The sequence below is a fragment of the Campylobacter sp. W0014 genome, assembly GCF_020135975.1.
In the GTDB taxonomy this organism is placed as follows: domain Bacteria; phylum Campylobacterota; class Campylobacteria; order Campylobacterales; family Campylobacteraceae; genus Campylobacter_D.
On sequence record NZ_JACHTR010000015.1, the window covers coordinates 1 to 24,055 of the forward strand.

Sequence of the window (24,055 nt, forward strand, 5' to 3'; positions counted from 1 at the left end):
TAATAATCAAAATAATAATTAAAGCACTAAAACCTATAGCGCATTGACGATATAAAACACTGTTACTAATATCGTCATAAATCTTTTTCTCCAATACACTACAGATTCTCAATGAAGGATTAGTAAGGGATGGTGTACACATAATTGCCTGTGTTTCTCCTTTATCATTATCAGCATAAAATAAAGTATCCCTTACATTTGGATCTAATAGCTTTGGATCACCTGCTAAAGCATTTTTTATATTTATACTTAAAGTATTTTTTGTCAAGAGTTTTTTATCATCTTCATTAAAAATAATTTTACCCTCTGTATCATAAACACTGGCGTAAGAATTATTTCCATGTCCTAAAGTTAAAACATCTTTTGAAAATCTTTTTAAATCATAATCGCCACCAATAACTCCTCTAAATTTGCCATCTTTATAAAATGGAGCCGCATAAGTTAAAGTAGGAGCGTTACTATCAACGGAATGATAAGGATTTGTAGATATTATTTTGCCACTATCTCTAGCTTGTTTAAACCATATCGTATTTTTTGTATCAAAATTCTTAGAAGGATCAAGCATAGTTCCATCTAATAAAAAAGTTTTTTCAGATTGTTCAAAGCCTACATAAGTTAAATTAAAACCACTAATATCTTTAACAGAGCTTAACAAAGAAACCATTTCTTCTATCTGCATATCAGGATTAGCTCCGTATTTTTTTGCTAATACTTCTATAGCTCTCATTCTTGCTGATGTATAATTATCAAAAGTTGTTTGAACATCATGCATTACTTTTAACTGATTTTCTTTTAATAACTCAAATGAAATATTTTTAGATTGATAGTAAGATACTAAAGTTGTAGTAATTAGCATAAATACTATCATCAAACCTATCCATATGGTTAGCTTTGAAGAAACTCCTAATCTCTTCGTTTTATTCATTTATTCACCTTTCAAAGTAAAAATTTTACATTAAAGGCTAAAATTATAATTAAAAATTAATTAATTTTTAATAAAATAATTTCCGTCAAAACTTATCAAAGAATACTCTCTTTCATTTCCAATACTTTCAATAAGCTCTTCTATGCTTAAAAAAGTTAAAGAATCAGCTTCAACATGTTTTCTTACTTCTTCTATGTTTTTATTAGCACTAATTAATTCTTCAAAAGTTGGAGTATCTATCCCGTAAATATCTGGAAATTTAATTTCCGGACAAGCAACAGCTAAGTGAATTTTACTAGCTCCTGCAGCACGAAGTAAAGAAACGATTTTTTTAGAAGTGGTTCCGCGAACTATACTATCATCAATCACTACAATTTCTTTACCCTCTAAAACTTTACGCATAGGATTGAGTTTTAATTTGACTTTTAAATTTCTTAACTCTTGAGTAGGTTCTATAAAAGTTCTTCCTACATAATGATTTCTTACTATAGCCATTTCAAGAGGAATTTTTAAATATTGAGCAAAACCTATAGCAGCACTTACTCCGCTATCTGGAACAGGTACAACAAAATCAGCCTTGTAAGGAAATTTTTTGGCTAAAGTTTCACCCATTTTTTTACGAATTTCATAAACACTCTTGCCTTCTATAATGCTATCAGGTCTTGCAAAATAAACGTATTCAAAAGCACAAATTTTAGGACTTTTAGTTTCTAAAATTATACTTTCAAATCGATCATTTCCTTGGGTAAAAATGATTAATTCTCCAGGTTTAACATCGCGTATAAATTCAGCTTCTATTAAATCAAAAGCACAGGTTTCACTCGCAACTATATAGCCTCCATCTTTTAATCTTCCCAAAGACAAAGGACGAACCCCATAAGGATCTCTTGCCACATAAAGTTTATCTTTACTTGCTAAAACAAAACAATAAGCCCCTAAACAACTTTTTAAACTTTCAATAAATTTGTCTTTTAAATTTTCTTTTTTGCTCCTAGCGATTAAATGAACAACATTTTCAGTATCCATATGGGTTTGAAAAATCGCCCCATCTTGGATTAATTGATTTCTAATTTCTTCTTTATTGACTAAATTTCCATTGTGTGCTAAGGCGATATCTCCTAAGGCACAATTTGCCGCAATAGGTTGTGCGTCATCTAAGCTAGAATTACCCGCTGTAGAATAGCGATTATGTCCTATAGCGATTTCTCCTTGCAAGGTTTGTAAATTTTGAGGATTGAAAATTTGACTCACCTCTCCTTTAGCTTTAATCGTTTTGATATTTTTACCATTACTAACACTGATTCCGCTTGCTTCTTGCCCACGATGCTGCATGGCAAATAATGCATAATATGCATAAGTGCTTGCATTTTTTGAATTGATAACTCCAACAACTGCACACATATTAAATTCCTAAAAAATCATTGATTGAATATAATTTTGGATTTTGCTTTTGAAGCCAAATTGCGATCTTAATAGCACCCTTAGCAAAGGTTGCTCTTGAGGTTGCAACGTGACTTAATTCTAAAAATTCTCCATTTTCATAAAATCCCACAGTATGACGACCCACTATATCACCACCTCTTAAACTCATAACCGCTATTTCATTTTTATCTCTTTCGCCTATGATGCCATCTCTTGCACTAACTCTGACTTTTTCAAGATCTAAATTTCTAGCCTTTGCTGCATTTTGTGCTAAAGTCATAGCCGTTCCGCTTGGTGCATCTTTTTTATGACGATGATGCATTTCTACAATTTCAATATCAAAATTTTCAAGCATAGCGCTTGCTTTACTCACAAGATGATTTAAAACCGCAACACCTAAAGACATATTAGTCGCGTAAAATATTGGCATCATTTTGCTTAAATCATACATTAAATCCATTGTTTTTGTATCAAGTCCTGTTGTTCCTATCACTAAAGGCTTAGAATTTGTTTTTGCAAAATTTAAAAGTTCACAAGTGCCTTTTGGTGAAGAAAAATCGATAATCACTTCACTTTTTTTAAAAAGTTCGTTAATATCATCACCTTTATCATAAAGCATTGCTGCTTTTGCATTATTTTCATCCGCTAAGCATTCTTGAATTTGTTTTCCCATGCGCCCTTTGGCGCCGTAAATTCCTATATTGATCATAACTAATTACCTTTTAAATAAATGTTTATTTTATCATTTGTTCTATAAATTTCCACATAATCACTGTTTTTTCAATTTAACTAAATTTTGCAACAATCTCTTTTCCTCTCCAATCCCTTTACTTTCATAAAATTTTAAATTTTCACTTAAATATTTTTGCTCAATCCAGCCTCCAAAATCATGGGGATAAAGATAATTTTTTCTCTCTATATGATTATTATTAAGATAATTTGGAATATCTAAAGCCTCATTTTTTTTAACAAAATCTAAAGCCTTATTGATAGCCTTATAACTTGAATTTGATTTTAAAGCACTCGCTAAATAAACTACACATTGACTTAAAATAATACGTGCTTCTGGATAACCTATATTTTTCACCGCTATTAGTGTAGAAGTAGCAAGATTAAGTGCGTTTGGATCTGCATTTCCTACATCTTCACTTGCAAAAATAATTAAACGCCTAGCTAAAAAATCGGCACTCTCTCCCGCATCAATCAATCTTGCAAGGTAATAAAGCGCGGCATCCACATCGCTCCCGCGTAAGCTTTTAATCATAGCACTAGCTAAAATATAATGCGTGTCTTTTTGGCTAACCCCTTCACTATTGACACCATTTCTAAGTTTTTTTAAATTGTTTAAATTGATATTTTTAGGATCTAAAACCAATGCAAATTCAAGTAAATTTAACATAGATCTTGCATCGGTACTTTTAATCAAAAAATCCTTAGCCTCATCATCAATATCAAAACCGAGTTTTTCTTGAACTTTTTTTAATAAAATCTCTAAGTCTTTAGCCTTTAGTGTTTTAAATTCAAAAAGCATAGAACGACTTCTAATACCAGAACAAAGCACAAAATAAGGATTTTCAGTGCTTGCGCCTATGATAATACAACGATAATTCTCCATAGGGATGAGTAGCATTTCTTGTTGAGTTTTATTAAGACGATGAATTTCATCAATAAAAATTAAAGGTTTATAAAGGCTATTTTTATATTGATCAAGTATTTTTCTAAGCTCCTCAAGCTTAAAATTTCCCCCATCAAATTCATAAAAATCCAATCCAAAATCTTTTGCTATAGCTCTTGCAAAAGTTGTTTTCCCACATCCTGCCACACCATAAAATAAACTATGAGGCAATTTTTGCATAGTGATAAATTTTTTAAATATTTCAACAAGATCTTTTTGACCTATAATTTCATCTAATTTTTTAGGGCGAAATTCTAACGCTAAGCTCATTAATTTAAATCTATATGCGAAAATTGATTGCCATTGATTTTAAGCTGAGGATTTGAAAGACTATCGTAAGATAAATTCATAATAAATAGGTCATTATTTCTAATAAAATACTGATTTAATCCCCCAAAAAATTGTCCCCAAGCAAATATTTTATCCGGCTCTTCTGTACTAGAAATTTGGATACTAGCCTTATCATTTTGATCTGATATAAAAGCATTACCATCAATGTCTATCTTTTTATTATCTTTATAAAGGGCTAAATCGATAATATCCAATTTTAATCCTTTTTTAGCAAAAGAATTGATATTGAATTTATTATAAGAATTTTTAGTTATATCATCCCAGATAATATCAAAATCAACTTTATCAAAATTCAAATTTTGATAAAATTTTGAATTCATATCAAGAACAATATCATTTGCTTTGCCTTGAAAATGAATTTTTAATTTATTTTTGCCTTTAAAATGGAATATATTTCTACTGTAAAATGAAGCTATTTTATTATTATTAAAAGCAAAAGAATGAAATTGTAATTCTTCAATGCCCTCCTTAGGCTGCAATAAATCACTTAAAGGGACAGGATAATTAAAATGCTTTTTATAATTAAAATCTTGCATAGAAAGCTTTGAATAAAATTGCGCAAATCGCGCTTTATCTATATTTAAACAAATGTGTTTAGCTTGCATATTTTTATTTGTTAAAATCAAAACGGAAGCATTTTTTAACAAGGCATCTCCGCCTTCATTGCTTAAATTAATATCTTGAAATTTAAATCTTAGATTAAACCCTTTTTGTTCGCTTGTTAATACAAAATTGGCCAATTCTTTATCTTTTAAATATTGATCTAAAAAATAAAAAGGATTGCTTAAATTTCCTTGTGCGACATATTTTGAAAAATAATTATTATTAAAAATCACATTGACTTTAGTTGAAAAATTCAAATCTAATTTATCTTTTATAATAAAAATTGCTTTAGAATGTAAAAAGCCTTTTTTGAAATTCAAATCCGTAATTTCATAATTAGAATTTTTATTATTTACAAAATTGTTTAAAATATTTTCATTTATATAGCCCATATAAAAAATATGGATAATAAATAAAAGTCCTATTATAATAGGAATTATAAGCCATTTTTTCAAAATATCTTTCCTTGATAAATTTCAATAGCTATTTTACAAATTCCTTGTTAAAAAAAGTTTAAAAATATTAAAAAATAATAGAGCTTATTTTGTTTGACAAAGCAAACAAAATAATTTTAATAAGCTTTTTTATAGCATTGAATCTCTATTTTTCTAGCTACAGGAACAGCTGAAGCATTTGGAGAAATTGGCATACCATAGAAAATTTTACTTTCTAAAAAATCACCTTGTTTTAAATCCTTAAACGTTCCTTCTTTATCAGTACCAAAAATTCCACAATCATCCATTTCAATTTCTGTATTTGGTAAAACTTTAATCGCTATTTGTCCCCCATAAACAGAATCAATAAGTAAAGTTTTATTGTTATCATAAATTTGGGCAATAGTGCCTTCAAGCTTAACACTATCAGCTAAAAGAATGGTGCTTGATAAACAAACTGCCAAAAAAAACATTTTTTTCATAATATTTCCCCTTTTTGTTTAATTTCTTGAAATGTTAAAAAAATAAAGTGAAGCGAATGTGAAGTTTTAACCAAAAACACAGAATAATTTTATTAAAATATAAAATTATGCTAAAATTGTAATTATAGTTTTTTATCTGCGCAAACTTTGACAAATAGAAATTTAATTATTTATTTTATTATCGCGATGCTAAAAAACATTTTAAATCATTAATATATAATAAATTGGAGTAGCTATGCACAAAAAGCATTCTTTACCTGAATTAACCTTTAGAGGACTTTTATTGGGAAGTATTTTAACTATTATCTTTACGGCTTCAAATGTATATTTGGGACTTAAAGTAGGACTTACTTTCTCATCCTCAATTCCTGCTGTTGTTATTTCTATGGCTGTTTTAAGCTTGTTTAAAAATTCAAATATTTTAGAAAATAACATGGTTCAAACTCAAGCATCTGCAGCAGGTACCCTTTCTTCGGTTATTTTTGTTATACCTGGACTTTTTATATGTGGATATTGGAGCGAATTTCCCCTTTGGCAAACTTTTATGATTTGTTTATGTGGTGGAGGTTTAGGAGTTCTTTTTACCATACCTTTAAGAAGAGCTATGGTTGTAGAAAGCAAACTTACCTATCCAGAAGGTAGAGCTGCTGCTGAAATTTTAAAAATGGCCAACAAAGATCAAGAAATAAAAAAAGGTAAAAAAGGCGTTAAAGAAATTGCTTTAGGCGGGATTATCGCTGCCACTTATAGTCTTTTTAGTAGCGGTTTTAAATTGATTGCAAGTGAAAGTAGTTTTGCTTTTATGTGGAATAAAATGGCATTTGGATTTTCCATGGGTTATTCTTTAGCTCTTTTAGGCGCAGGTTATCTTGTCGGATTGGCAGGGGCTATAGCGCTTTTAGTTGGGATGTTTTTGGCTTGGGGGGTTTTTACTCCTTATCTTTCAAGTTTTGAATTTGATGGGATTAAAAATGCAGCAGAGCTTGCCTCAGAAGTTTGGAGCAGTAAAGTTAGACTTATAGGAACTGGAGCTATTGCCATAGCTGCACTTTGGACCTTGATAGAACTTTTAAAACCTGTATTTGATGGAATTAAAGAAATTATTCGTAATGTTAAAAATCCACATGCAAATGAGAATGATTCAAAGAATATGGATTTATCGATAAAAAATATCTTCATACTTTTCTTATTGATGGTTATGGGACTTTTTATCACATTTTATAATTTTGTTAATGATGCACATTTAAATGTATTTTATCACTTGCTTTTTGCGGTAGCTGGGACTTTAATTGCAGTATTAATAGGCTTTTTTGTAGCGGCAGCTTGTGGATACATGGCTGGACTTGTAGGATCATCTTCAAGCCCTATTTCAGGCATAGGATTAATCGGGATTATTGCATCTTCAATCATCTTTTTACTTCTAGGAAAAGAACTTTTTACAGATCCTATTCTTTCAAATTTTGCTATTGCTTTGGCTATTTTTACCACAAGTGTTATTTTAGCGACTGCAGCAATTTCTAATGATAACTTACAAGATTTAAAAACAGGATATTTAGTGGGTGCAACTCCTTGGAAACAACAAGTTTCTCTACTTGTAGGTTGTGTTTTTGGTGCTTTAGCTATTGTTCCTGTTTTAAATTTGCTTTATCAAGCTTATGGCTTTGTTGGTGCAATGCCAAGAGCCAACATGGATGCTTCTTTAGCTTTAAATGCACCGCAAGCTAATTTAATGAGTACAATTGCCAAAGGAATATTTAATCACAATATAGAATGGAACTACATTCTTTTTGGCGTGGGTGTAGGTGTGATCATTGTTATCATAGATAAAATTTTAAAAAAGATGAGTAAAATGTCTTTACCACCTCTAGCTGTAGGGATTGGTATATATTTACCACCTGATGTTAATATACCATTGATTATCGGAGGAATTTTAAAATATTGCGTGATGAATTATCTAAAAAGAAAATATGAAAACAATTCTAAAAAAGAAGAAAAAATAGCTTCACGTGAGCAAAATGGAATTTTATTTGCTTCTGGGTTAATTGTTGGAGAAAGTATTTTTGGTGTGATTATTGCAGCTATTACAGTTTTTTCTGTTAGTATAGGTGGAGATGAAAATATTTTGGCTTTGAATTTCAAAAATTTTCACGATAGCACATTATTTGCCTTTATATTTTTTATAGCTGCGATATTGTATTTTATTAAAAGAATTGTTAAAAAATAAATTTTAGGTTATTTATGGAAAATTTTTACGCTTTAATATTAGGGATTATTGAAGGATTAACCGAATTTTTACCTGTCTCTTCAACAGGTCATATGATTTTAGGTGGAACGATTCTAGGGCTTAAAATGGATGATTTTTGGAGAAGTTTTTTAATTATTATACAATTAGGATCCATTTTAGCTGTTGTTTTTGTTTTTTGGAAACGTTTGATCCAAGGATTTGATATTTGGTTGAAATTAGCAGCCGGTTTTTTTCCTACTGGTCTTATTGGACTTTTTGCCGAAAAATATTTGAAAGAATTGTTTAATGGTTATGTTGTAGTTAGCATGCTGATCATTGGAGGGATAATATTTATCATTATTGAAAGATGTCATAAAAATAAAATCTATAAGATTAACTCACTTGATGAAATAACTTATAAAAAAGCATTTTGTATAGGGATTATCCAAGCTTTAGCGATCATCCCTGGAACCTCAAGAAGTGGATCAAGCATCATTGGCGGATTATTATTAGGTCTAAATCGTAAAAGTGCGGCAGAATTTAGCTTTTTACTAGCCATTCCAACGATGATTATAGCAACTTTGTATAAATTTTATAAAGAACCAAATTTGCTTGGCGATATAAATTCTTTAATCCCCTTATCAATAGGATTTATCACGGCTTTTATAGTTGCTGTTTTTGTTATAAAGTTTTTTTTAAAATTTATAACAAAATTTGATTTTATTCCTTTTGGAATTTATAGAATTATTTTAGGAATTTTGTTTTTCTATCTATATTATAGTGGAATTTTAAATCCAGGAGATCAATTTTAATTCAGATATTATTTTAAAATCATTTAATAAAACTAATTTTTAAAAAAAATTAAGGCAGACAAAGATAGAATTATAAAATTTAAATTAAAACTCGCAGAGTTAGTGAGCTTAAAGGTGAAAATTAATATGGAAAAAGAAATTATTGCATTTTTAGATACTAAAAAAATAGTCGATTTACAAAGCGTTCAATCTAAAAATAACTTGAAAGAAATTTATTTTGATAATTCTAAAGAAAGTTTGGAAGTAATACGCCATTCTTGCGCACATTTAATGGCGCAAGCGATTAAAATTTTATATCCTGAGGCTAAATTTTTTGTTGGCCCTGTGATAGAAGATGGCTTTTATTATGATTTTCGCGTTGATTCTAAAATCAATGAAGAAGATTTAGTAAAAATCGAAAAAAAGATGAAAGAACTTGCCGAATCTAAAATTGAAATTGGCAAATATGAAATAAGTAAAAAAGAGGCTTTGCAAAAATTCCAAAATGATGATTTAAAACAAGAAGTATTGCTTCGCATTCCTGATGGACAAGTAAGCATTTATACTCAAGGTGATTTTGAAGATTTATGCCGAGGCCCTCATGTGCCAAACACAAAATTTTTACGTTTCTTCAAACTCACTCGCGTTGCTGGAGCCTATTTAGGTGGCGATGAAAAAAGAGAAATGCTAACACGTATCTATGGAACTGCGTTTGCTGATAAAGAAAGCTTAAAAGAGTACTTAACAATCATTGAAGAAGCTAAAAAAAGAGATCATAGAAAATTAGGTACAGAATTAAAACTTTTCACTTTTGATGATGAAATAGGCGGCGGTTTACCTATTTGGCTAAGCAATGGCGCAAGACTTAGAAGTAAGTTAGAACAAATGCTTTACAAAGCTCATCGAATTCGCGGATATGAACCTGTAAGAGGACCTGAACTTTTAAAGGCGGATGCATGGAAAATCAGCGGACATTATGACAACTATAAAGAAAATATGTATTTTACACAAATTGATGAGCAAGAATACGGCATTAAGCCGATGAATTGTGTTGGACATATAAAAGTTTATCAAAGTGATGTAAGAAGTTATCGCGATCTACCTTTAAAGTTTTTCGAATACGGCGTTGTACATAGACATGAAAAAAGCGGAGTTTTGCACGGACTTTTAAGAGTGCGTGAATTCACTCAGGATGATGCACATATTTTTTGTATGCCAAGTCAAATCAAAGATCAAGTATTAGAAATTTTAAATTTTGTTGATGGATTGATGAAATTTTTTAATTTCTCTTATGAGATGGAAATTTCTACTAGACCTCAAAAAGCTATAGGAGATCTTGAAATTTGGGAAACAGCAACCAATGCCTTAAAAGAAGCCTTAGATAAAAAAGGTTTAAAGTATGGTATTGATGAAGGCGGTGGAGCTTTTTATGGACCAAAAATTGATATCAAAATCACTGATGCTTTAAAAAGAAAATGGCAATGTGGCACCATACAAGTCGATTTTAATTTGCCAAATCGTTTCAAACTCGAATACACCGATACCAACAATGAGAAAAAACAACCTGTTATGCTTCATCGTGCTATTTTGGGTTCTTTTGAAAGATTTATAGGAATTTTAACAGAGCATTGTGCTGGAGAATTTCCATTTTCTATAGCTCCAACAGCAGTTGGCATCATACCAATTTCAAATAATCATATCGCTTACGCACAAGAGATTAATGATATGCTTTTAAAACTTGGAGTTGATTGCGAAATATATGACAAAAATGAAAGTTTAAATAAAAAAATCAGAATTGCAGAAAAACAAAAATTGCCAATGATTTTGGTTTTAGGCGATGAAGAATTGGAAAAACGTAGCATTGCCTTAAGAGACAGAAGGGCTAAAGAACAAAAAAATCTTAGTTTGGATGATTTTATAACTTTAATTAAGGAGAAAACAAGTGAGGTATATTTTTGAGTAAAGAAAAAGAAGTATTGCTCAATGACGAAATAAGAGCGGATGAAATAAGATGTATAGGTGATGATGGCAAAGTTTATGGCATTATTAGTAGCGATGAAGGTTTAGAAATAGCTAATAGACTAGGGCTTGATTTGGTTATGATAGCCCCAGATGCTAAACCACCTGTATGTAAAATCATGGATTATGGAAAATTCCGTTATCAACAAGAAAAGAAACAAAAAGAAGCCAAGAAAAAACAAAAAATTATCGATATAAAAGAAATTAAACTTTCGATTAAAATCGCTCAAAATGATATCAATTACAAAGTTAAACACGCTCTTGAATTTTTATCTCAAGGCAAACATGTAAGATTTCGCGTATTTTTAAAAGGTCGAGAAATGGCTACCCCCGAAGCAGGAATAGCCTTGCTTGAAAAAATTTGGACTATGATAGAAAATGAAGCAAATCGCGATAAAGAGCCTAATTTTGAAGGTCGTTATGTTAATATGCTCGTAACACCTAAAAAATCTTAATGGGTTTTTTAATTTAATACAAAAATTTAAATTAATATCGGTCTAAGAAATAATTAATATTGATTTAAATAGGAAAATAAAAAATTATATAAATTTCTAGCAATATCAAATTAGCTAAAATTGAAATAGAAATTTGATATAATCTTTTAAAATTAATTATTTTTCGCTAGTGAGTATGTATTTTAGAGAAGAAAAATGGGAAGTAGATGAAATGTTTGCCATTATGAAAGAAATTGCTGAAACTTCCTTAAGATATTATATTTTTTAAAAAGGGTATTATGAAAGAAAATCCTGCCTTTTTAAAAGAACAAATCATCACTTATCTTGGTAATAAAAGAGCTTTATTGGATTTTTTAGGACAAGGTTTTAAATTTGCCAAAAAAGAACTCAAAAAGGATAAATTTAGCTTTTGTGATATCTTTAGCGGTTCAGGTATAGTGGGCCGTTTTGCTAAAGCTCATTCGAATTTTATACTCGCTAATGATTTAGAAAATTATTCCAAAATCATCAACAAATGCTATCTTAACAATCAAAACGAAGAATTAAAAAACCGCTTATCCTTATTTTATGAAAAACTTTTATCAAATATTGAATTTGAAAAAGGTTTTATTAGTGAATTATATGCCCCAAAAGATGAAAAACAAATTCAAAAAAATGATCGAGTTTTTTATACCATAGAAAACGCTATATACTTAGATACTTTAAGAAAAAAAATTGAACAAGAAATTCCAAATGAATTTAAGCATTTTTTTATCGCGCCACTTTTGTATGAAGCAAGCGTGCATTCCAATACAAGTGGCATTTTTAAAGGATTTTATAAAGATAAAAACGGAATAGGCAAATTTGGTGGCGAAGGAGAAAATGCTTTAAAACGGATCAAGGGTAAAATTGATTTAAAACTTCCAATCTTTTCAAATTTTACCTGTCCTTTTTCTGTAGAGCAAAAAGATGCTAATGATTTAGCTAAAGAAATGGATTTTCTAGATGTGGTTTATCTTGATCCGCCTTACAATCAACATCCTTATGGATCAAATTATTTTATGCTTAATTTGATTGCAAATTACCAAAAACCGGTTGAAATTTCTCAAGTCAGCGGAATTCCTAAGAATTGGAATCGAAGTATTTATAACAATGCTAAAAGTGCCGAAGATGCCTTGTTTGATCTTATTTCTAAACTTAGAGCCAAAATTATTTTACTCTCTTACAATTGCGAAGGTTTTGTCAAAAAAGAAAATTTCACAAAGCGTCTAGAAAAGCTAGGGAAATGCCATATTATTGAACAAAAATATAATGCTTTTAGAGGAAGTAGAAACTTAAAAAATCGTGCTATTTATGTAAAGGAACAATTGTATATTTTGATAAAATAATTTATTCTTTGCCATCAAGTATAGGCACAAAAAGGCATTCATCAAGAATTTCTTTTTTTAATTTCAAACCATTTTTTGTTATTTTAGTAATATATTGTTTTTCATTATGAAAAATAGGGGCAACTAATATACCGCCATCTACAAGCTGATCGAGCAAAATTTCTGGAATAGATGTCGCATAAGCAGAAAACAAAATTCTATCATAAGGAGCGTAATTTGACCATCCAAGCTGCCCATCATCAAAACGAACGTTGATGTTACTAAATCCTAAAGTTCTAAAAGTCTCTGAAGCACTTTTTGCTAACTTTTCTATACGTTCTATCGTAAAAACTCTTCGGATTACACGACTTAAAATAGCAGCTTGATAACCACTACCACATCCAACCTCTAAAACACTATCTGCATTTTTAAAATCAAGCGCCATAGTCATTTTAGCAACGGTTAAAGGCGAACTAATCCATTGAGAATTAGCCAAGGGTAAAGCATCTAAGCGATAAGCGTGTGCTTTTAAAGGAGAAAAAATTTCGCGAGGAACTTGACAAAAAGCATTAAAAAGTTCATGATTGATAAAAACTTTTTGTGCGATTTCTTCAGCCATGGCTTTACATCTTTTTTGCTCAAATAAATTCATTCTCTCTCCTAAATAACGAAAAATTGTAACAAATATTCTAAAAACTAATCAACTTGGTGAGCTAAATTAGTCTTTAAAGCTTGTAATTTATTAGAAATTTTAATCAAATATTGAGAGTTAGCATCAAGTATATTTTTTTCTAAAGTATCAATTTGATTTTTTGCATATAGGGCAATTTGCGATACTTTTAAATTTCTTAATTGAATTTGATTGTTTTTAAAAACACATTGAAGCATTTCTTTTCTTTCTAAATCGCTATCTAACTCATCTAATTTTTCATCATAAATATAAATTTCATCATAAAGTGCTTTTTTTGTTTTTTTGTTATAAACTCTAAAAAACTTTTTAAAATGAGGTAAGGTTGTTTTTGAACTATTTTCACTGATTTTAATTTTAGGCTTTATCATTTCTAGTTCTTGTATGGCTACAAGTTTATAAACACAACCAAATATTGGGTCACTAGAAGCAGTGATTAACCTTTCTCCTACGCCAAAAGCATCTATGGGTGAATTTTGCAATTTTTCTATTTCATACTCATCTAAAGAATTTGAAACAATGATTTTACACTCTTTTAAACCTTCATCATTAAGTTTATTGCGAATATTTTGACTTAAAAAAGCTAAATTGCCAGAATCTATTCTAACTCCACACTCTTTAATATTGTATTTTTTAAAAGCTTTTATAGCATTTTCCAAACCGCTTTGATAATAATAAGTATCTATAAGTAAAATAGGATTTTTAGGATAAAGTTCTATGTAGCGACAAAAGGCTTTAAATTCATCATCAAACATTTGCACCCAAGAATGCGCCATTGTTCCACTTACAGCGATATCATATGTTTTTCCCGCTAAAGTGCAAGAGCTTGCGAGACATCCACCTATAATAGCCGCTTTAGCCCCTTTAATCGCAGCATCATTTCCATGCGCCCTTCTTGATCCAAATTCAAAAACAGGACGATTTTTAGCTGCTCTTACTATGCGATTTGCTTTTGTGGCAATAAGACTTTGATGATTAATATTTAGCAATAAAAAAGTTTCCAAAAATTGCGCTTCTATAGGATTAGCTTTAATAATCATCAAAGGTTCGTTGGGAAATACAATTTCACCCTCTTGTAAAGAATAAATTTCTCCATTAAATTTAAAATCAAGCAAATAATTTAAAAATTCTTCACAAAAAATATTTTTTGATCGCAAATATGCGATATCTTCAGCATCAAAACGCAAATTTGCAACAAAATCCAAAATTTCAGACAATCCAGCAAATATAGCAAAAGGATTATTATCGGGAGTTTTTCTAAAAAATACATCAAAATAGCAAATTTTATTTTCAAATCCATTTAAAAAATAACCTTGCATCATAGTGAGTTCATAAAAATCACAAAGCAAGGCTAAATTAGATTTTTTTTTAGAAAAATTCTCCATAAAATACCTAAATTTTAAAAATCATCGAAACTAATGCTACCTTTTGAATAGTTAGTTACTTTGCTTTCAAAAAAGTTACTTTTTTGATCATTAAATTTAGAAAAATCATCAACCCATTTGATAGGATGCTTAGCATTATACATTTTTTCAAGATTAATTGCTGTTAGTCTTTGGTCAATTAAATAATGGATATATTCTTCAATAATATCGTCTGTAAATCCCATAATCTGATTTTGAGTGATATATTTACCCCATTTAATCTCTAATTCTCCTGCTTTTTGAAACATTTCATAAATTTTATTGATATTGGCTTCATTAAAAAGATCGGGTCTTTCTTTGCGTGTTGAATTGATCATATTTTGAAATAAAAGCAAATGCGTAATTTCATCTCTTTGTATAAAGCGAATCATTTGTGCTGAACCCAGCATCTTACCAGCCCTAGCAAGAGCATAAATTGCAGTAAATCCGCTATAAAAATAAATTCCTTCTAAAATTTGATTTGCCACCATAGCAAGTAATAATTTATTATCATCTACATCACCGGCTAGTTCTTCATAAATATTGGAAATAAAATCATTTTTTTCCCTTAGAGTTGCGTCGTGTTTTTCCATTTCATAAATCAAATCTGTATTTTCACAAATTGCCTCCACCATAACTGCGTAAGATTTTGAATGATTGGCTTCTTCATAAGCTTGCCTTGCTAAAACCGCATTAATTTCCGGTGCCGTAATATAAGGATTAATATTATCTGCCAAATTATTAGTTTGAAAGCTATCCATGGAAATCAATTGAGACCAAACCAAATCGTACATTCTTTTTTCACCAGCAGTAAGATTACAGCGATAATCTAGAGCATCCTTAGTTGTATCAACTTCCTTAGGAAACCAAGTATTTGCTTCCATAACATCCCAAAGCTTCAAAGCCCAAGTATATTTTGCCTTTGTAAAATTAAGAATTCCATGAGGATTTCCATCAAAAACTTTTCTTTCCCCAAGAGTTTCATTTGAATTGGGATTGTAAATTCTTTTTCTATGCATTATTATTTAACCTTTCTATGATACAACTTTGAGTTAATATATCATGTAAATTAAGAGAATCTTTTCTAATAAAACTAAAAAATATTCCCACCAATAAACCAAAACTTATGAAAAATATAACATATCTAAGTATAATTTTCAAAAAAGAAATTTTTTTTCCGCTCTTAAAATCTACCAAATAAAGATCATAAGCTTTTAAACCAGGACTTTGCCCTTTTCTTTGCAAAAACAAAGCCTGAATTAAACCAAAAAGAAAGGAACATAAGGCAGTAGCAAAACCACTATGCAAAAAAGCGTCCTTAGATCCTAACCAAAAATAACTTAAATATAAAATGGGCACATAAATAAGAAAAATATCGATAACAAAAGCTTTAAATCGTAAAAAACGCGAGGCTATTCTAGCTTTTGTTTTTTTCATTAATTTCCGCGACTTCCTGGTTTAATGGCTTTGCTTCCTTGTTTACAAAGTGGGCATTTTTCTTCATCATAAATTTCAAAATCAAAATTTCCTAGAGTGAAAAGAGGGATATCGCTAGGAAGCTTAGCGTTATCTTTTGACTGGGTATTTAAATTTTTTACTGCACAAAAACCACGATTTGCCAAAGCAGCAAAACCAACCACAATTCCCCCAAGACTTTCTATAATTTTTGCACTTTCTAAAGCACTGCCACCTGTAGTAATAATATCTTCACAAACGATAAATTTTTCACCTTTTTTAACCTCAAAGCCTCGTCTTAATGTCATTTCTTTATTAACTCTTTCGGTAAAAATAAAACGTTTATTACAAGCTCTAGCTAGTTCATATCCTGCTAAAATTCCTCCTAAAGCCGGAGAGCAAACGCTATCAAATTCTATAGAATGTTCAAAAATTATTTTTATCAATTCTTTGCATAATTTCTCAGCCAAATTAGGATTTTCCAATACCTTTGCGCTTTGAAGATAAAATTGAGAATGTTTTCCAGAACTTAATAAAAAATGACCCTCTAAATAAGCTTGACAGTTTTTATAAATTTCTTCCAAATTCATTATTAAACCTTTAAAAGCTCTATTTCTTTATTTTTAACACTTTCATCAATTTTAGAAGAATAAGAATCTGTAATTTTTTGTACCTCATCATATGCTTTTTTTGCTTCATCTTCTGAAATTGCTTTGTCTTTTTCTAGTTTTTTAATACTATCGTTAGCATCTTTTCGATTATTTCTTATTGAAACTTTCGCTTTTTCACCCATAGCTTTAGCCTGTTTAACATTTTCTTCTCTTTGTTCTCTAGTCATTGGTGGAAAAAACAATTTGACATTTTCCCCATCATTATTTGGATTAACCCCAATATTTGCCGCAGCGATAGCACTTTCTATAATTTTTAACATAGGTTTTTCCCAAGGAGTGATACTAATTGTTGAAGCATCACTAGCCAAAACAGTCGCAACTTGACTTAAAGGTGTTAAACTACCATAATAATCAACTTGTATATGATCTAATATATGAATATTAACCTTACCTGTTCTTAAGGTTGTAAAATCTTTTTTTAAAGCTTCTAAACTTTTATCATTTTGGCTTTTTTGCTTATTTAAAATTTCATTAATCATATTTTTCCTTATTATTTGCTTACATTTGTATCATATGAATTTTGTGGCATAGATGGAATTTTCGATGGACTAATTGTATTAGCACTTGGAATGCTTGTATTGGTTTCTACTTTAATTTTTTCAGCTAAAGAATCTTTACTTGCATGATTGTATAAATATCCCAAACCTATAGTATTAGCAATCAATAAAATGCCCATTATAAACGTAAACTTAGCTAAAAAATTTGCAGGCCCTTTTGCACCAAAAAGACTTTCATTGCTTCCACTATAAGCTCCAAGACCTATACTTGAACTTTTTTGCAACAAAACAGCTATACAAATAATAACAACGATAATAAATTGCAGAACAGTTAAAAGAGTAATCATAAATTTTCCTAATCTTTGAAATAATTTTAACTTGGAATATTTTAGCGAAAAAAAACTTGAAAAGATTTGAAATTATTGTATTTTTTGCGTCATTATGACGCAAAAATTATCTGTTGAGACTTCTTAAAATATTAAGTAAATTAATAAATAAATTTACAAAATCAAGATAAAGTGCTACAGCTCCTTCAATTGGAGTTTCATAGTTTCCACGAATAATATTTTGAGTATCATAAAGGATATAAAATGAAAATAATATCGCAGACACTGATGAAATAATCAAACTAAATACGCTACTATGCAAGAAAATATTAATTAAAGATGCCGCAATAACAACTAAAAGAACTATAAATAAAGCTTTACCCATTACAGTAAAATCTTTTTTAGTATTCATAGCAAAAATACTAAGACCTGCAAATGCCACAGTCGTTAAAGCAAAAGCTTGAGCTATGATAATTCCTCCTGCAGGTAAAGCAAGAACAGAAATAAGTAAAGGTGTGAGCGTCAAACCTGAACAAAAAGTAAAAGCAAAAAGTAAAATAAGATTTAATGGAGCTTCTTTTTTCTTATACATCAAAGCAAAAAATAATCCTAGTTCTACAGCAAAAAGAATCCAAAATGTTGCCAAAGATTCAATAAAAAATGATGCTAAAGCGAAAATTCCTACATAAGCACCTACTGTAGCAGCTAAAAGTGAAGCCGCAAAAAGCTGATATGTTTGCTTGATAAAAATACCAAGATCGCTAGTTCTTGTATTTTCAAATTCTCTCGATTTTGAATAGTCTCTATCGTAAAGACTCATACTATATCTCCTTATATAATCATAAATTTAATTTACAAAGTATATCAAAATTTGTTTAACAATTTATTTTTAAAATTTAATGAATTAGATATTTTAAAATACATTTTTTAAATTTTGCTATAATTATAAATTGTTTATTTTATTTTTTAGGTAGTGTTTATGGAAAATCTTATTAGCGGTGCAATTAAATTTATGCAGCAAGATTTTAAAGAGCATAAAGAGCTTTTCGAAAGTCTTAAAAATAGACAAAATCCTCATACCCTCTTCATAGGATGCTCTGATTCAAGAGTGATCCCTAATCTAATAACCAATACTGGCCCAGGAGAACTTTTTGTGATCCGAAATATCGCAAATATAATTCCGCCTTATCGCATAGGGGAAGATTTTTTGTCAACTACCTCTGCTATAGAATATGCTTTAAATTCATTACACATTAAAAATATTATTGTGTGTGGACATAGCAATTGTGGCGGATGTAATGCGCTTTATTATGCTGATGAAGAATTGAGTAAAATTCCAAATGTAAAAAAATGGCTAACTTTGCTTGAACCTATCAAACAAAATATAAAATTGATATCAAAAAATGATACAGCTATGAGATCTTGGCTTACAGAAAAATTAAATTTAGTCAATTCTTTGCAAAATATTCTCACCTATCCTGGAGTCGAAGAGGCATTAAGTCAAGGCAAGATTGAACTTCATGCTTGGTATTATATTATCGAAACTGGTGAAATTTATGAATACAATTTTAAAGAAAAAAACTTTACTTTAATTCAAAATAGGAGATAATAAATGAAAAAAATAATTTTAATCTTTTTTAGTCTTTTATATCTTTATGGCAATGAATTACAGCTTATTGATGCTAATGCGAGTCAAAATTCTGGCATTTATAGTTTGATTCAAAAATATATTAGCATTGAACATCAAATAAGAGAATTTGAAAAAAATAACGATGAAAATTCAAGTTCTTATAGTGGTATTTTAAAAGAATTTGAAAGGGATAAAAAAACAATATTATCTGAAATACCCGATATGATAGTCGAGCAAAAAATTGATGAAAAAGCTATAGAAAATTTCTTAAAAAGAAAACAAGAATTACTGAAATTACAACAAAAAAGTTTAAATAAACCCTTTATTTATACTGACACAAGTTTAGATCTTGTTTATTTTAATATGGTCGAAAGCTTCTTTTCATCTTTGTTTGAATTGGAAAAACTTTTTAAAAATGCAGCTAATAGCGAAAATATAGTATCTACAGTTGATAAAGCTATGGAGGATCTACAAAATTTAACTAATATTGATTTGGATGAGTATAAAAGCAAAATTACTAATTCAAAAGAGCTTGAAAAAATTGCCTCTAAAGAATTAATGATTAATAATGCTTTTAATGCTTATGTCGAAATTTTAAAATATTTACGCTCCAACGCTCATTTATTAGAAAGTAATTATCTTTTTTCTCTTTTAGGACTTCAAATTTGGATTGATAAAATCAATACCTTTGTCAATATTGATTTTTTAAATGTAGGAAAAATAACGATTTCTGCCTTAGTTTTAATTTTCTTTATTTCCTTAAGACACTTTTTTTCAAATATAGTTTATTTTTTTCTTGTGCGTTTGATTTATCACAATAAAAAAGAAGCTGATGATATTAAAGTTATTTTTATTGGAAATATCAAAAAACCAGTGGGCACCCTACTTATTTGTTACGCACTTTCTCTTTGTCTTACTATAGCGTTTTATCCCGCTCCTTTAAGCATAAGTTTGAGTAATCTTTTTAATATCATTTATGCTGCTTTAATAGCTTGGCTTATTTTAAAAATTCTTGATGGCTATGGTGTGGTTTTAGTATCTAAATTGGCTAAGAAAAGCGAAAAAAAAGAAGTGGTTAATTTAGTTATTAAAATTTTATATTTTGTTATTATTATCATAGCTTTGCTCTATATTTTAGCCCAACTTGGTTTTAATATTTCAGCCATCATTGCATCTTTAGGAATTGGTGGTTTGGCCGTTGCTTTAGCAGCTAAAGATATCATCGCTAATTTCTTTGCATCGATTTTGTTATTATTTGATAATAGTTTTAACCAAGGAGATTGGGTTGAAGTTTCAGGTATAGAAGGAACCGTTGTTGAAATAGGTCTTAGAAAGACAACCATAAGGACGTTTGATAATTGTTTGGTTTTTTTACCTAATTCAACTATTATGGGTGCTAATATTAAAAACTGGAGTAAACGTCGCATGGGTCGTCATATAAAAATGTATCTTGGCGTAGGATATGACGCTACTCCTGAAAAATTAGATAACTGCATTAGAGATTTGAAAGAGCTTTTAAATTCAAGTCCATTAGTGGCCCATGAAGATGATGGTGCTTTAAAATATGGAGATCATACAACCAAATATCGCCAAAATTTAGTATCAATTAATGATCTTGAAGGTTATAAGAACGCTTGTTATGTGGCTTTAAGTGAATTTGCAGATAGTAGCATCAATATAGAATTATATTTTTATACTAAATCAATCCATTCAAAAGAATTTAGAGAGGCTAAGCAAATATTGATGCTTGAATTTATGCGTATTATTGAAAAAAATGGTTTAACTTTTGCTTTCCCAAGTCGCAGTATTTATATAGAAAATTTACCTCCGCTTGATTTGCAGCCAAAAGAATAGCATTTTTGCTATTCTTATACTGGCATAACGCGAATATTTGAACTTAACTCTTCTTGCAAAATATTTTCAATAGCGTATAAAGTAGCACCACTTCCACTAGAACATCCGCTACAGGCACCCAAATAGCGAATATAAACATCAATAGCGCCACTTTCAGCCTTTTGTATATCAATCACCTCTAAATCACCCCCATCATTATGAAGCATAGGACGAATTTCAGTATCTAAAACGCTTTCTACTGCTTTTAGCTGACCTACTAAAGTCATTTCATCAAAAGCGACGTCATTTTTTGTAGCATTTTTTAACTTTTCTCTATCCATTTCAGCTCTTGTTTCAGCTAAAATATCTACAAGATAATAATCTCTTTTTTCATGCCCACCTGGTTTAACACAGGATTTACAAAAGGCGCCAGCTTTAGTGTATTGAGTGATTTCTTCAACTGTATGCAAATCATTAAGTTTAATAACATCCTTAATGGTTCCAAGGCTTACTCTAGCACATTCACAAACTATAATTTGATCTTCAAAATCCTCAGGGTTAATTCCTTTATAATGAGCCGCAGCTTGTTTAATCACATCATAAGCCATAACCGAACAATGCATTTTTTGAGGTGGAACTGCTGGAGTTTCTGGATTATCACGCATAGCAAATTCTACATCCAAATTTGTAATTTTTACCGCCTCATCTACAGTTTTTCCTATACAAAGATCCACCATAGTATCACTACTTGCTATAGCAGTGCCACAACCAAAACTTTTAAATTTTGCATCGATAATCTTATCTGTTTTTTCATCAACCAACCAAAAAAGCCTTACCGCATCTCCACAGCTTTCTGCTCCAAAATCAGCTACAATGAGCTTTGCATTGCGATTTTTAGCATCTTCTTCGCTAAATTCTCCCATATGTTGAGGATTATTCATCCTATCTTGAACTTTTTGGGAATACTCATCCCAAATTGATCCCCCAATTAAACTATTTTTTCCCATTTTTTTATCCTTTTATTTATAATTATTTGGATTATAAGCGTAAGTACAAGAAATTTTTCTTAATCTTTGCGTTGCATTTTTTATTTGTTCTGCAGCATAATCAATTTCTTCTTCTGTATTAAATCTCGATAAAGAAAGTCTTAAAGCCGTATGTGCTAAGTCATGCTCTGCACCGATTGCCTCCATGATAGGATTGCTCTCAAGCGCTTCACTAGCACAGGCTGATCCTGTACTTGCTGCTATACCATTTTTATTTAAATCCCAAAGCATAGCTTCACCTTCAACACCTTTAATGCTTGCTAAAATAGTATTTGGAACTCTGTGTTCTCTTTTGCCAACCACTGTTGTATCCGGTAAGTCTAAAATTTTATCTTCTAACTTATCCCTTAAACGACGTATATGAGAATCTTCAAAATCAAGCATAGTATTAGCTATACGTAAAGCTTCTCCCATAGCCACTATATAAGGTACATTTAAAGTTCCGCTTCTTCTACCACCCATATGCTCCCCGCCATGCAGCAATGGAGTAAGCTTAAGGCCTTTTTTGATAAATAATCCCCCAATACCTTTTGGCCCATGGAATTTGTGGGCTGAAAAAGATGCAAAATCAACGCCTACATTACTTAAATTAACTTTGATTTTACCCACTGCTTGCGTTGCATCTGTATGGAAAAGTGCTCCAAATTCATGGGCAAGTTCAGCCATAGCTTTAATATCAAAAATCATACCGGTTTCATTGTTGGCCCACATAACGCTAACGAGTGCAGTTTTATCAGAAATGACTTTACGCAAATCCTCTACAGTAGAAATACCTTCTTCATTTACTGGAAGTTCTATAACCTTAACGCCAAGACTTTTTAAAAAATACGCTGCCGCACTTACTGCAGGATGCTCGACACTGGAAATAATCACTTCATTGCGTTCTTTATTTAAAATATGATCAAAATACACACCTTTTAAAACCCAATTAATACTTTCGGTTGCGCAAGATGTGATGACTATATCATCTAAATCATTTGCTCCAAGCCCTGCATAAAGTTTATCCAAAGCTTCTCTTAAAGCTGGATGAGTTGTGCTTCCCCACTGATGAAGACTATTTGGATTGCCATACATTTCTTTAAAAAATGGCAGCATAAGCTCATAGGCATTGGGATCGATCATTGTTGTTGCATTATTATCTAAATAAACTTTCACTTTTTCATCCTTAATAAAATTATATCCATTTTTAATTTAGGATATTTTTTATCTTGTTAATTAAATATGGATAATAACAGAAATTTATTAATTTTAGTTTAAATACCAAAAGTCAAATTATAAATTAAGAAAAATAAAAAAATATTAAATTAAATTTTTTAATTTTTTTTCATAGTATTTTGCTATTTTGAAATCTTCTTTTGAAGTATGATTTATGATGAAATCTTTTACTACATAATCCAATTTTTCAGCTAAAACATGAATTGATCTTGCTTCGCTTACTACTATTTCTTCGATTTCAAAAATAATATTGCGGTGAATTTTCATATGCCCTTTCATGAAAGGATAGTGAATTTCTCTCATAAAAGCTTCTTCATCTAAAAAATGTCGATTCAGCATAACAAGCAATTCTTTTAAAACCTCTTTTAATTCTTTAGAATTAATATGTCTATGATTCATTAAAGAAAGTTTAATAGAAATTTCAAAAAGTTCTTGATGTTGAGAATCTAAAAGTTCATTATTCATTGAAATAATTTTTTGGTTAGAAATCATAATTTAAACTTTCATTTACTAATAATTTCAAATTTTAAATTATTACTTAAAATTTAGATTATAATTTTTAAA

Annotated in this window: 24 protein-coding genes; 7 read left to right on the forward strand and 17 right to left on the reverse strand. The window is 29.8% G+C overall.

The genetic code is table 11. The features are described 5' to 3' along the window. The 6 genes from H2277_RS05810 to H2277_RS05835 form a co-directional block, all read right to left on the reverse strand. Nucleotides 1-925: cache domain-containing protein (locus tag H2277_RS05810; RefSeq protein WP_337201409.1), on the reverse strand; the 925-nt coding region annotated here is incomplete at its 3' end. Between the two features lie 60 nt (nucleotides 926-985). Further along, nucleotides 986-2,326, reverse strand: coding sequence for an amidophosphoribosyltransferase (gene purF, locus H2277_RS05815; RefSeq protein WP_337201410.1), 1,341 nt, complete (start codon nucleotides 2,324-2,326; stop codon nucleotides 986-988). Nucleotide 2,327: 1 nt separating this feature from the next. Next, nucleotides 2,328-3,056 carry a 4-hydroxy-tetrahydrodipicolinate reductase gene (dapB, locus tag H2277_RS05820; protein ID WP_337201411.1) on the reverse strand — a complete coding sequence of 243 codons (729 nt, stop codon included), beginning with the start codon at nucleotides 3,054-3,056 and terminating at the stop codon, nucleotides 2,328-2,330. Between the two features lie 60 nt (nucleotides 3,057-3,116). After that, nucleotides 3,117-4,292: a replication-associated recombination protein A gene (locus H2277_RS05825; protein ID WP_337201412.1), complete on the reverse strand. Its 1,176-nt coding sequence runs from the start codon at nucleotides 4,290-4,292 to the stop codon at nucleotides 3,117-3,119. After that, nucleotides 4,292-5,431, reverse strand: coding sequence for a hypothetical protein (locus tag H2277_RS05830; protein ID WP_337201413.1), 1,140 nt, complete (start codon nucleotides 5,429-5,431; stop codon nucleotides 4,292-4,294). Before H2277_RS05830 ends, H2277_RS05825 begins: the two co-directional genes overlap by 1 nt. 116 nt (nucleotides 5,432-5,547) lie before the next feature. After that, the gene (locus H2277_RS05835) at nucleotides 5,548-5,892 is read right to left on the reverse strand and encodes a hypothetical protein (protein WP_337201414.1); all 345 of its coding nucleotides are present in this window, start codon (nucleotides 5,890-5,892) and stop codon (nucleotides 5,548-5,550) included. 235 nt (nucleotides 5,893-6,127) lie between these two features. Between H2277_RS05835 and H2277_RS05840 the strand changes: the two genes are divergently transcribed. The 5 genes from H2277_RS05840 to H2277_RS05860 all read left to right on the forward strand — a co-directional run bounded on the left by H2277_RS05840 (nucleotide 6,128) and on the right by H2277_RS05860 (nucleotide 12,748). Beyond that, nucleotides 6,128-8,116, forward strand: a complete 1,989-nt coding sequence (locus tag H2277_RS05840) for an OPT family oligopeptide transporter (protein ID WP_337201415.1) — start codon at nucleotides 6,128-6,130, stop codon at nucleotides 8,114-8,116. Nucleotides 8,117-8,130: 14 nt separating this feature from the next. After that, entirely contained in the window at nucleotides 8,131-8,928 is a 798-nt protein-coding gene (locus H2277_RS05845; RefSeq protein ID WP_337201416.1) for an undecaprenyl-diphosphate phosphatase, read from the forward strand. Nucleotides 8,929-9,054: 126 nt separating this feature from the next. Beyond that, entirely contained in the window at nucleotides 9,055-10,866 is a 1,812-nt protein-coding gene (gene thrS, locus H2277_RS05850; protein WP_337201417.1) for a threonine--tRNA ligase, read from the forward strand. Next, on the forward strand, nucleotides 10,863-11,381 hold the full coding sequence (infC, locus tag H2277_RS05855; RefSeq protein ID WP_337201418.1) for a translation initiation factor IF-3: 519 nt from the start codon (nucleotides 10,863-10,865) through the stop codon (nucleotides 11,379-11,381). The genes thrS and infC overlap by 4 nt, the downstream gene beginning before the upstream one ends. Before the next feature lie 278 nt (nucleotides 11,382-11,659). Then, entirely contained in the window at nucleotides 11,660-12,748 is a 1,089-nt protein-coding gene (locus H2277_RS05860; RefSeq protein ID WP_337201419.1) for a DNA adenine methylase, read from the forward strand. Between the two features lies 1 nt (nucleotide 12,749). Here the strand turns inward: H2277_RS05860 and H2277_RS05865 are convergent, their stop codons facing one another. The 8 genes from H2277_RS05865 to H2277_RS05900 all read right to left on the reverse strand — a co-directional run bounded on the left by H2277_RS05865 (nucleotide 12,750) and on the right by H2277_RS05900 (nucleotide 18,587). Then, on the reverse strand, nucleotides 12,750-13,379 hold the full coding sequence (locus H2277_RS05865; protein WP_337201420.1) for a protein-L-isoaspartate(D-aspartate) O-methyltransferase: 630 nt from the start codon (nucleotides 13,377-13,379) through the stop codon (nucleotides 12,750-12,752). A 44-nt stretch (nucleotides 13,380-13,423) separates the two neighbouring features. Beyond that, nucleotides 13,424-14,800, reverse strand: coding sequence for a nicotinate phosphoribosyltransferase (locus tag H2277_RS05870; RefSeq protein ID WP_337201421.1), 1,377 nt, complete (start codon nucleotides 14,798-14,800; stop codon nucleotides 13,424-13,426). Between the two features lie 14 nt (nucleotides 14,801-14,814). Beyond that, nucleotides 14,815-15,837, reverse strand: a complete 1,023-nt coding sequence (locus H2277_RS05875) for a ribonucleotide-diphosphate reductase subunit beta (protein WP_337201422.1) — start codon at nucleotides 15,835-15,837, stop codon at nucleotides 14,815-14,817. Then, nucleotides 15,830-16,255, reverse strand: coding sequence for an RDD family protein (locus tag H2277_RS05880; protein ID WP_337201423.1), 426 nt, complete (start codon nucleotides 16,253-16,255; stop codon nucleotides 15,830-15,832). Before H2277_RS05880 ends, H2277_RS05875 begins: the two co-directional genes overlap by 8 nt. After that, on the reverse strand, nucleotides 16,255-16,863 hold the full coding sequence (gene pyrE / locus H2277_RS05885; protein WP_337201424.1) for an orotate phosphoribosyltransferase: 609 nt from the start codon (nucleotides 16,861-16,863) through the stop codon (nucleotides 16,255-16,257). The genes H2277_RS05880 and pyrE overlap by 1 nt, the downstream gene beginning before the upstream one ends. Nucleotides 16,864-16,865: 2 nt before the next feature. Beyond that, nucleotides 16,866-17,423: a ribosome recycling factor gene (gene frr, locus H2277_RS05890; protein ID WP_337201425.1), complete on the reverse strand. Its 558-nt coding sequence runs from the start codon at nucleotides 17,421-17,423 to the stop codon at nucleotides 16,866-16,868. Between the two features lie 11 nt (nucleotides 17,424-17,434). Next, on the reverse strand, nucleotides 17,435-17,788 hold the full coding sequence (gene secG / locus H2277_RS05895) for a preprotein translocase subunit SecG (protein WP_337201426.1): 354 nt from the start codon (nucleotides 17,786-17,788) through the stop codon (nucleotides 17,435-17,437). A gap of 106 nt (nucleotides 17,789-17,894) precedes the next feature. Beyond that, complete coding sequence (locus tag H2277_RS05900; protein WP_337201427.1) at nucleotides 17,895-18,587, reverse strand: Bax inhibitor-1/YccA family protein; 693 nt, start codon at nucleotides 18,585-18,587, stop codon at nucleotides 17,895-17,897. Between the two features lie 159 nt (nucleotides 18,588-18,746). On the opposite strand from H2277_RS05900, the gene H2277_RS05905 reads away from it, so the two are divergent. Together H2277_RS05905 and H2277_RS05910 are read left to right on the forward strand one after the other, a co-directional pair. Next, entirely contained in the window at nucleotides 18,747-19,376 is a 630-nt protein-coding gene (locus tag H2277_RS05905; RefSeq protein WP_337201428.1) for a carbonic anhydrase, read from the forward strand. Nucleotides 19,377-19,379: 3 nt separating this feature from the next. Continuing rightward, on the forward strand, nucleotides 19,380-21,251 hold the full coding sequence (locus H2277_RS05910) for a mechanosensitive ion channel family protein (protein WP_337201429.1): 1,872 nt from the start codon (nucleotides 19,380-19,382) through the stop codon (nucleotides 21,249-21,251). Nucleotides 21,252-21,265: 14 nt separating this feature from the next. Here the strand turns inward: H2277_RS05910 and H2277_RS05915 are convergent, their stop codons facing one another. The 3 genes from H2277_RS05915 to H2277_RS05925 form a co-directional block, all read right to left on the reverse strand. Further along, nucleotides 21,266-22,237, reverse strand: coding sequence for an iron-sulfur cluster assembly scaffold protein (locus tag H2277_RS05915; RefSeq protein ID WP_337201430.1), 972 nt, complete (start codon nucleotides 22,235-22,237; stop codon nucleotides 21,266-21,268). Between the two features lie 12 nt (nucleotides 22,238-22,249). Beyond that, nucleotides 22,250-23,431, reverse strand: a complete 1,182-nt coding sequence (locus tag H2277_RS05920) for a NifS family cysteine desulfurase (RefSeq protein WP_337201431.1) — start codon at nucleotides 23,429-23,431, stop codon at nucleotides 22,250-22,252. 144 nt (nucleotides 23,432-23,575) lie between these two features. Then, nucleotides 23,576-23,983: a hemerythrin family protein gene (locus tag H2277_RS05925; RefSeq protein WP_337201432.1), complete on the reverse strand. Its 408-nt coding sequence runs from the start codon at nucleotides 23,981-23,983 to the stop codon at nucleotides 23,576-23,578. Between the last annotated feature and the right edge of the window lie 72 nt (nucleotides 23,984-24,055).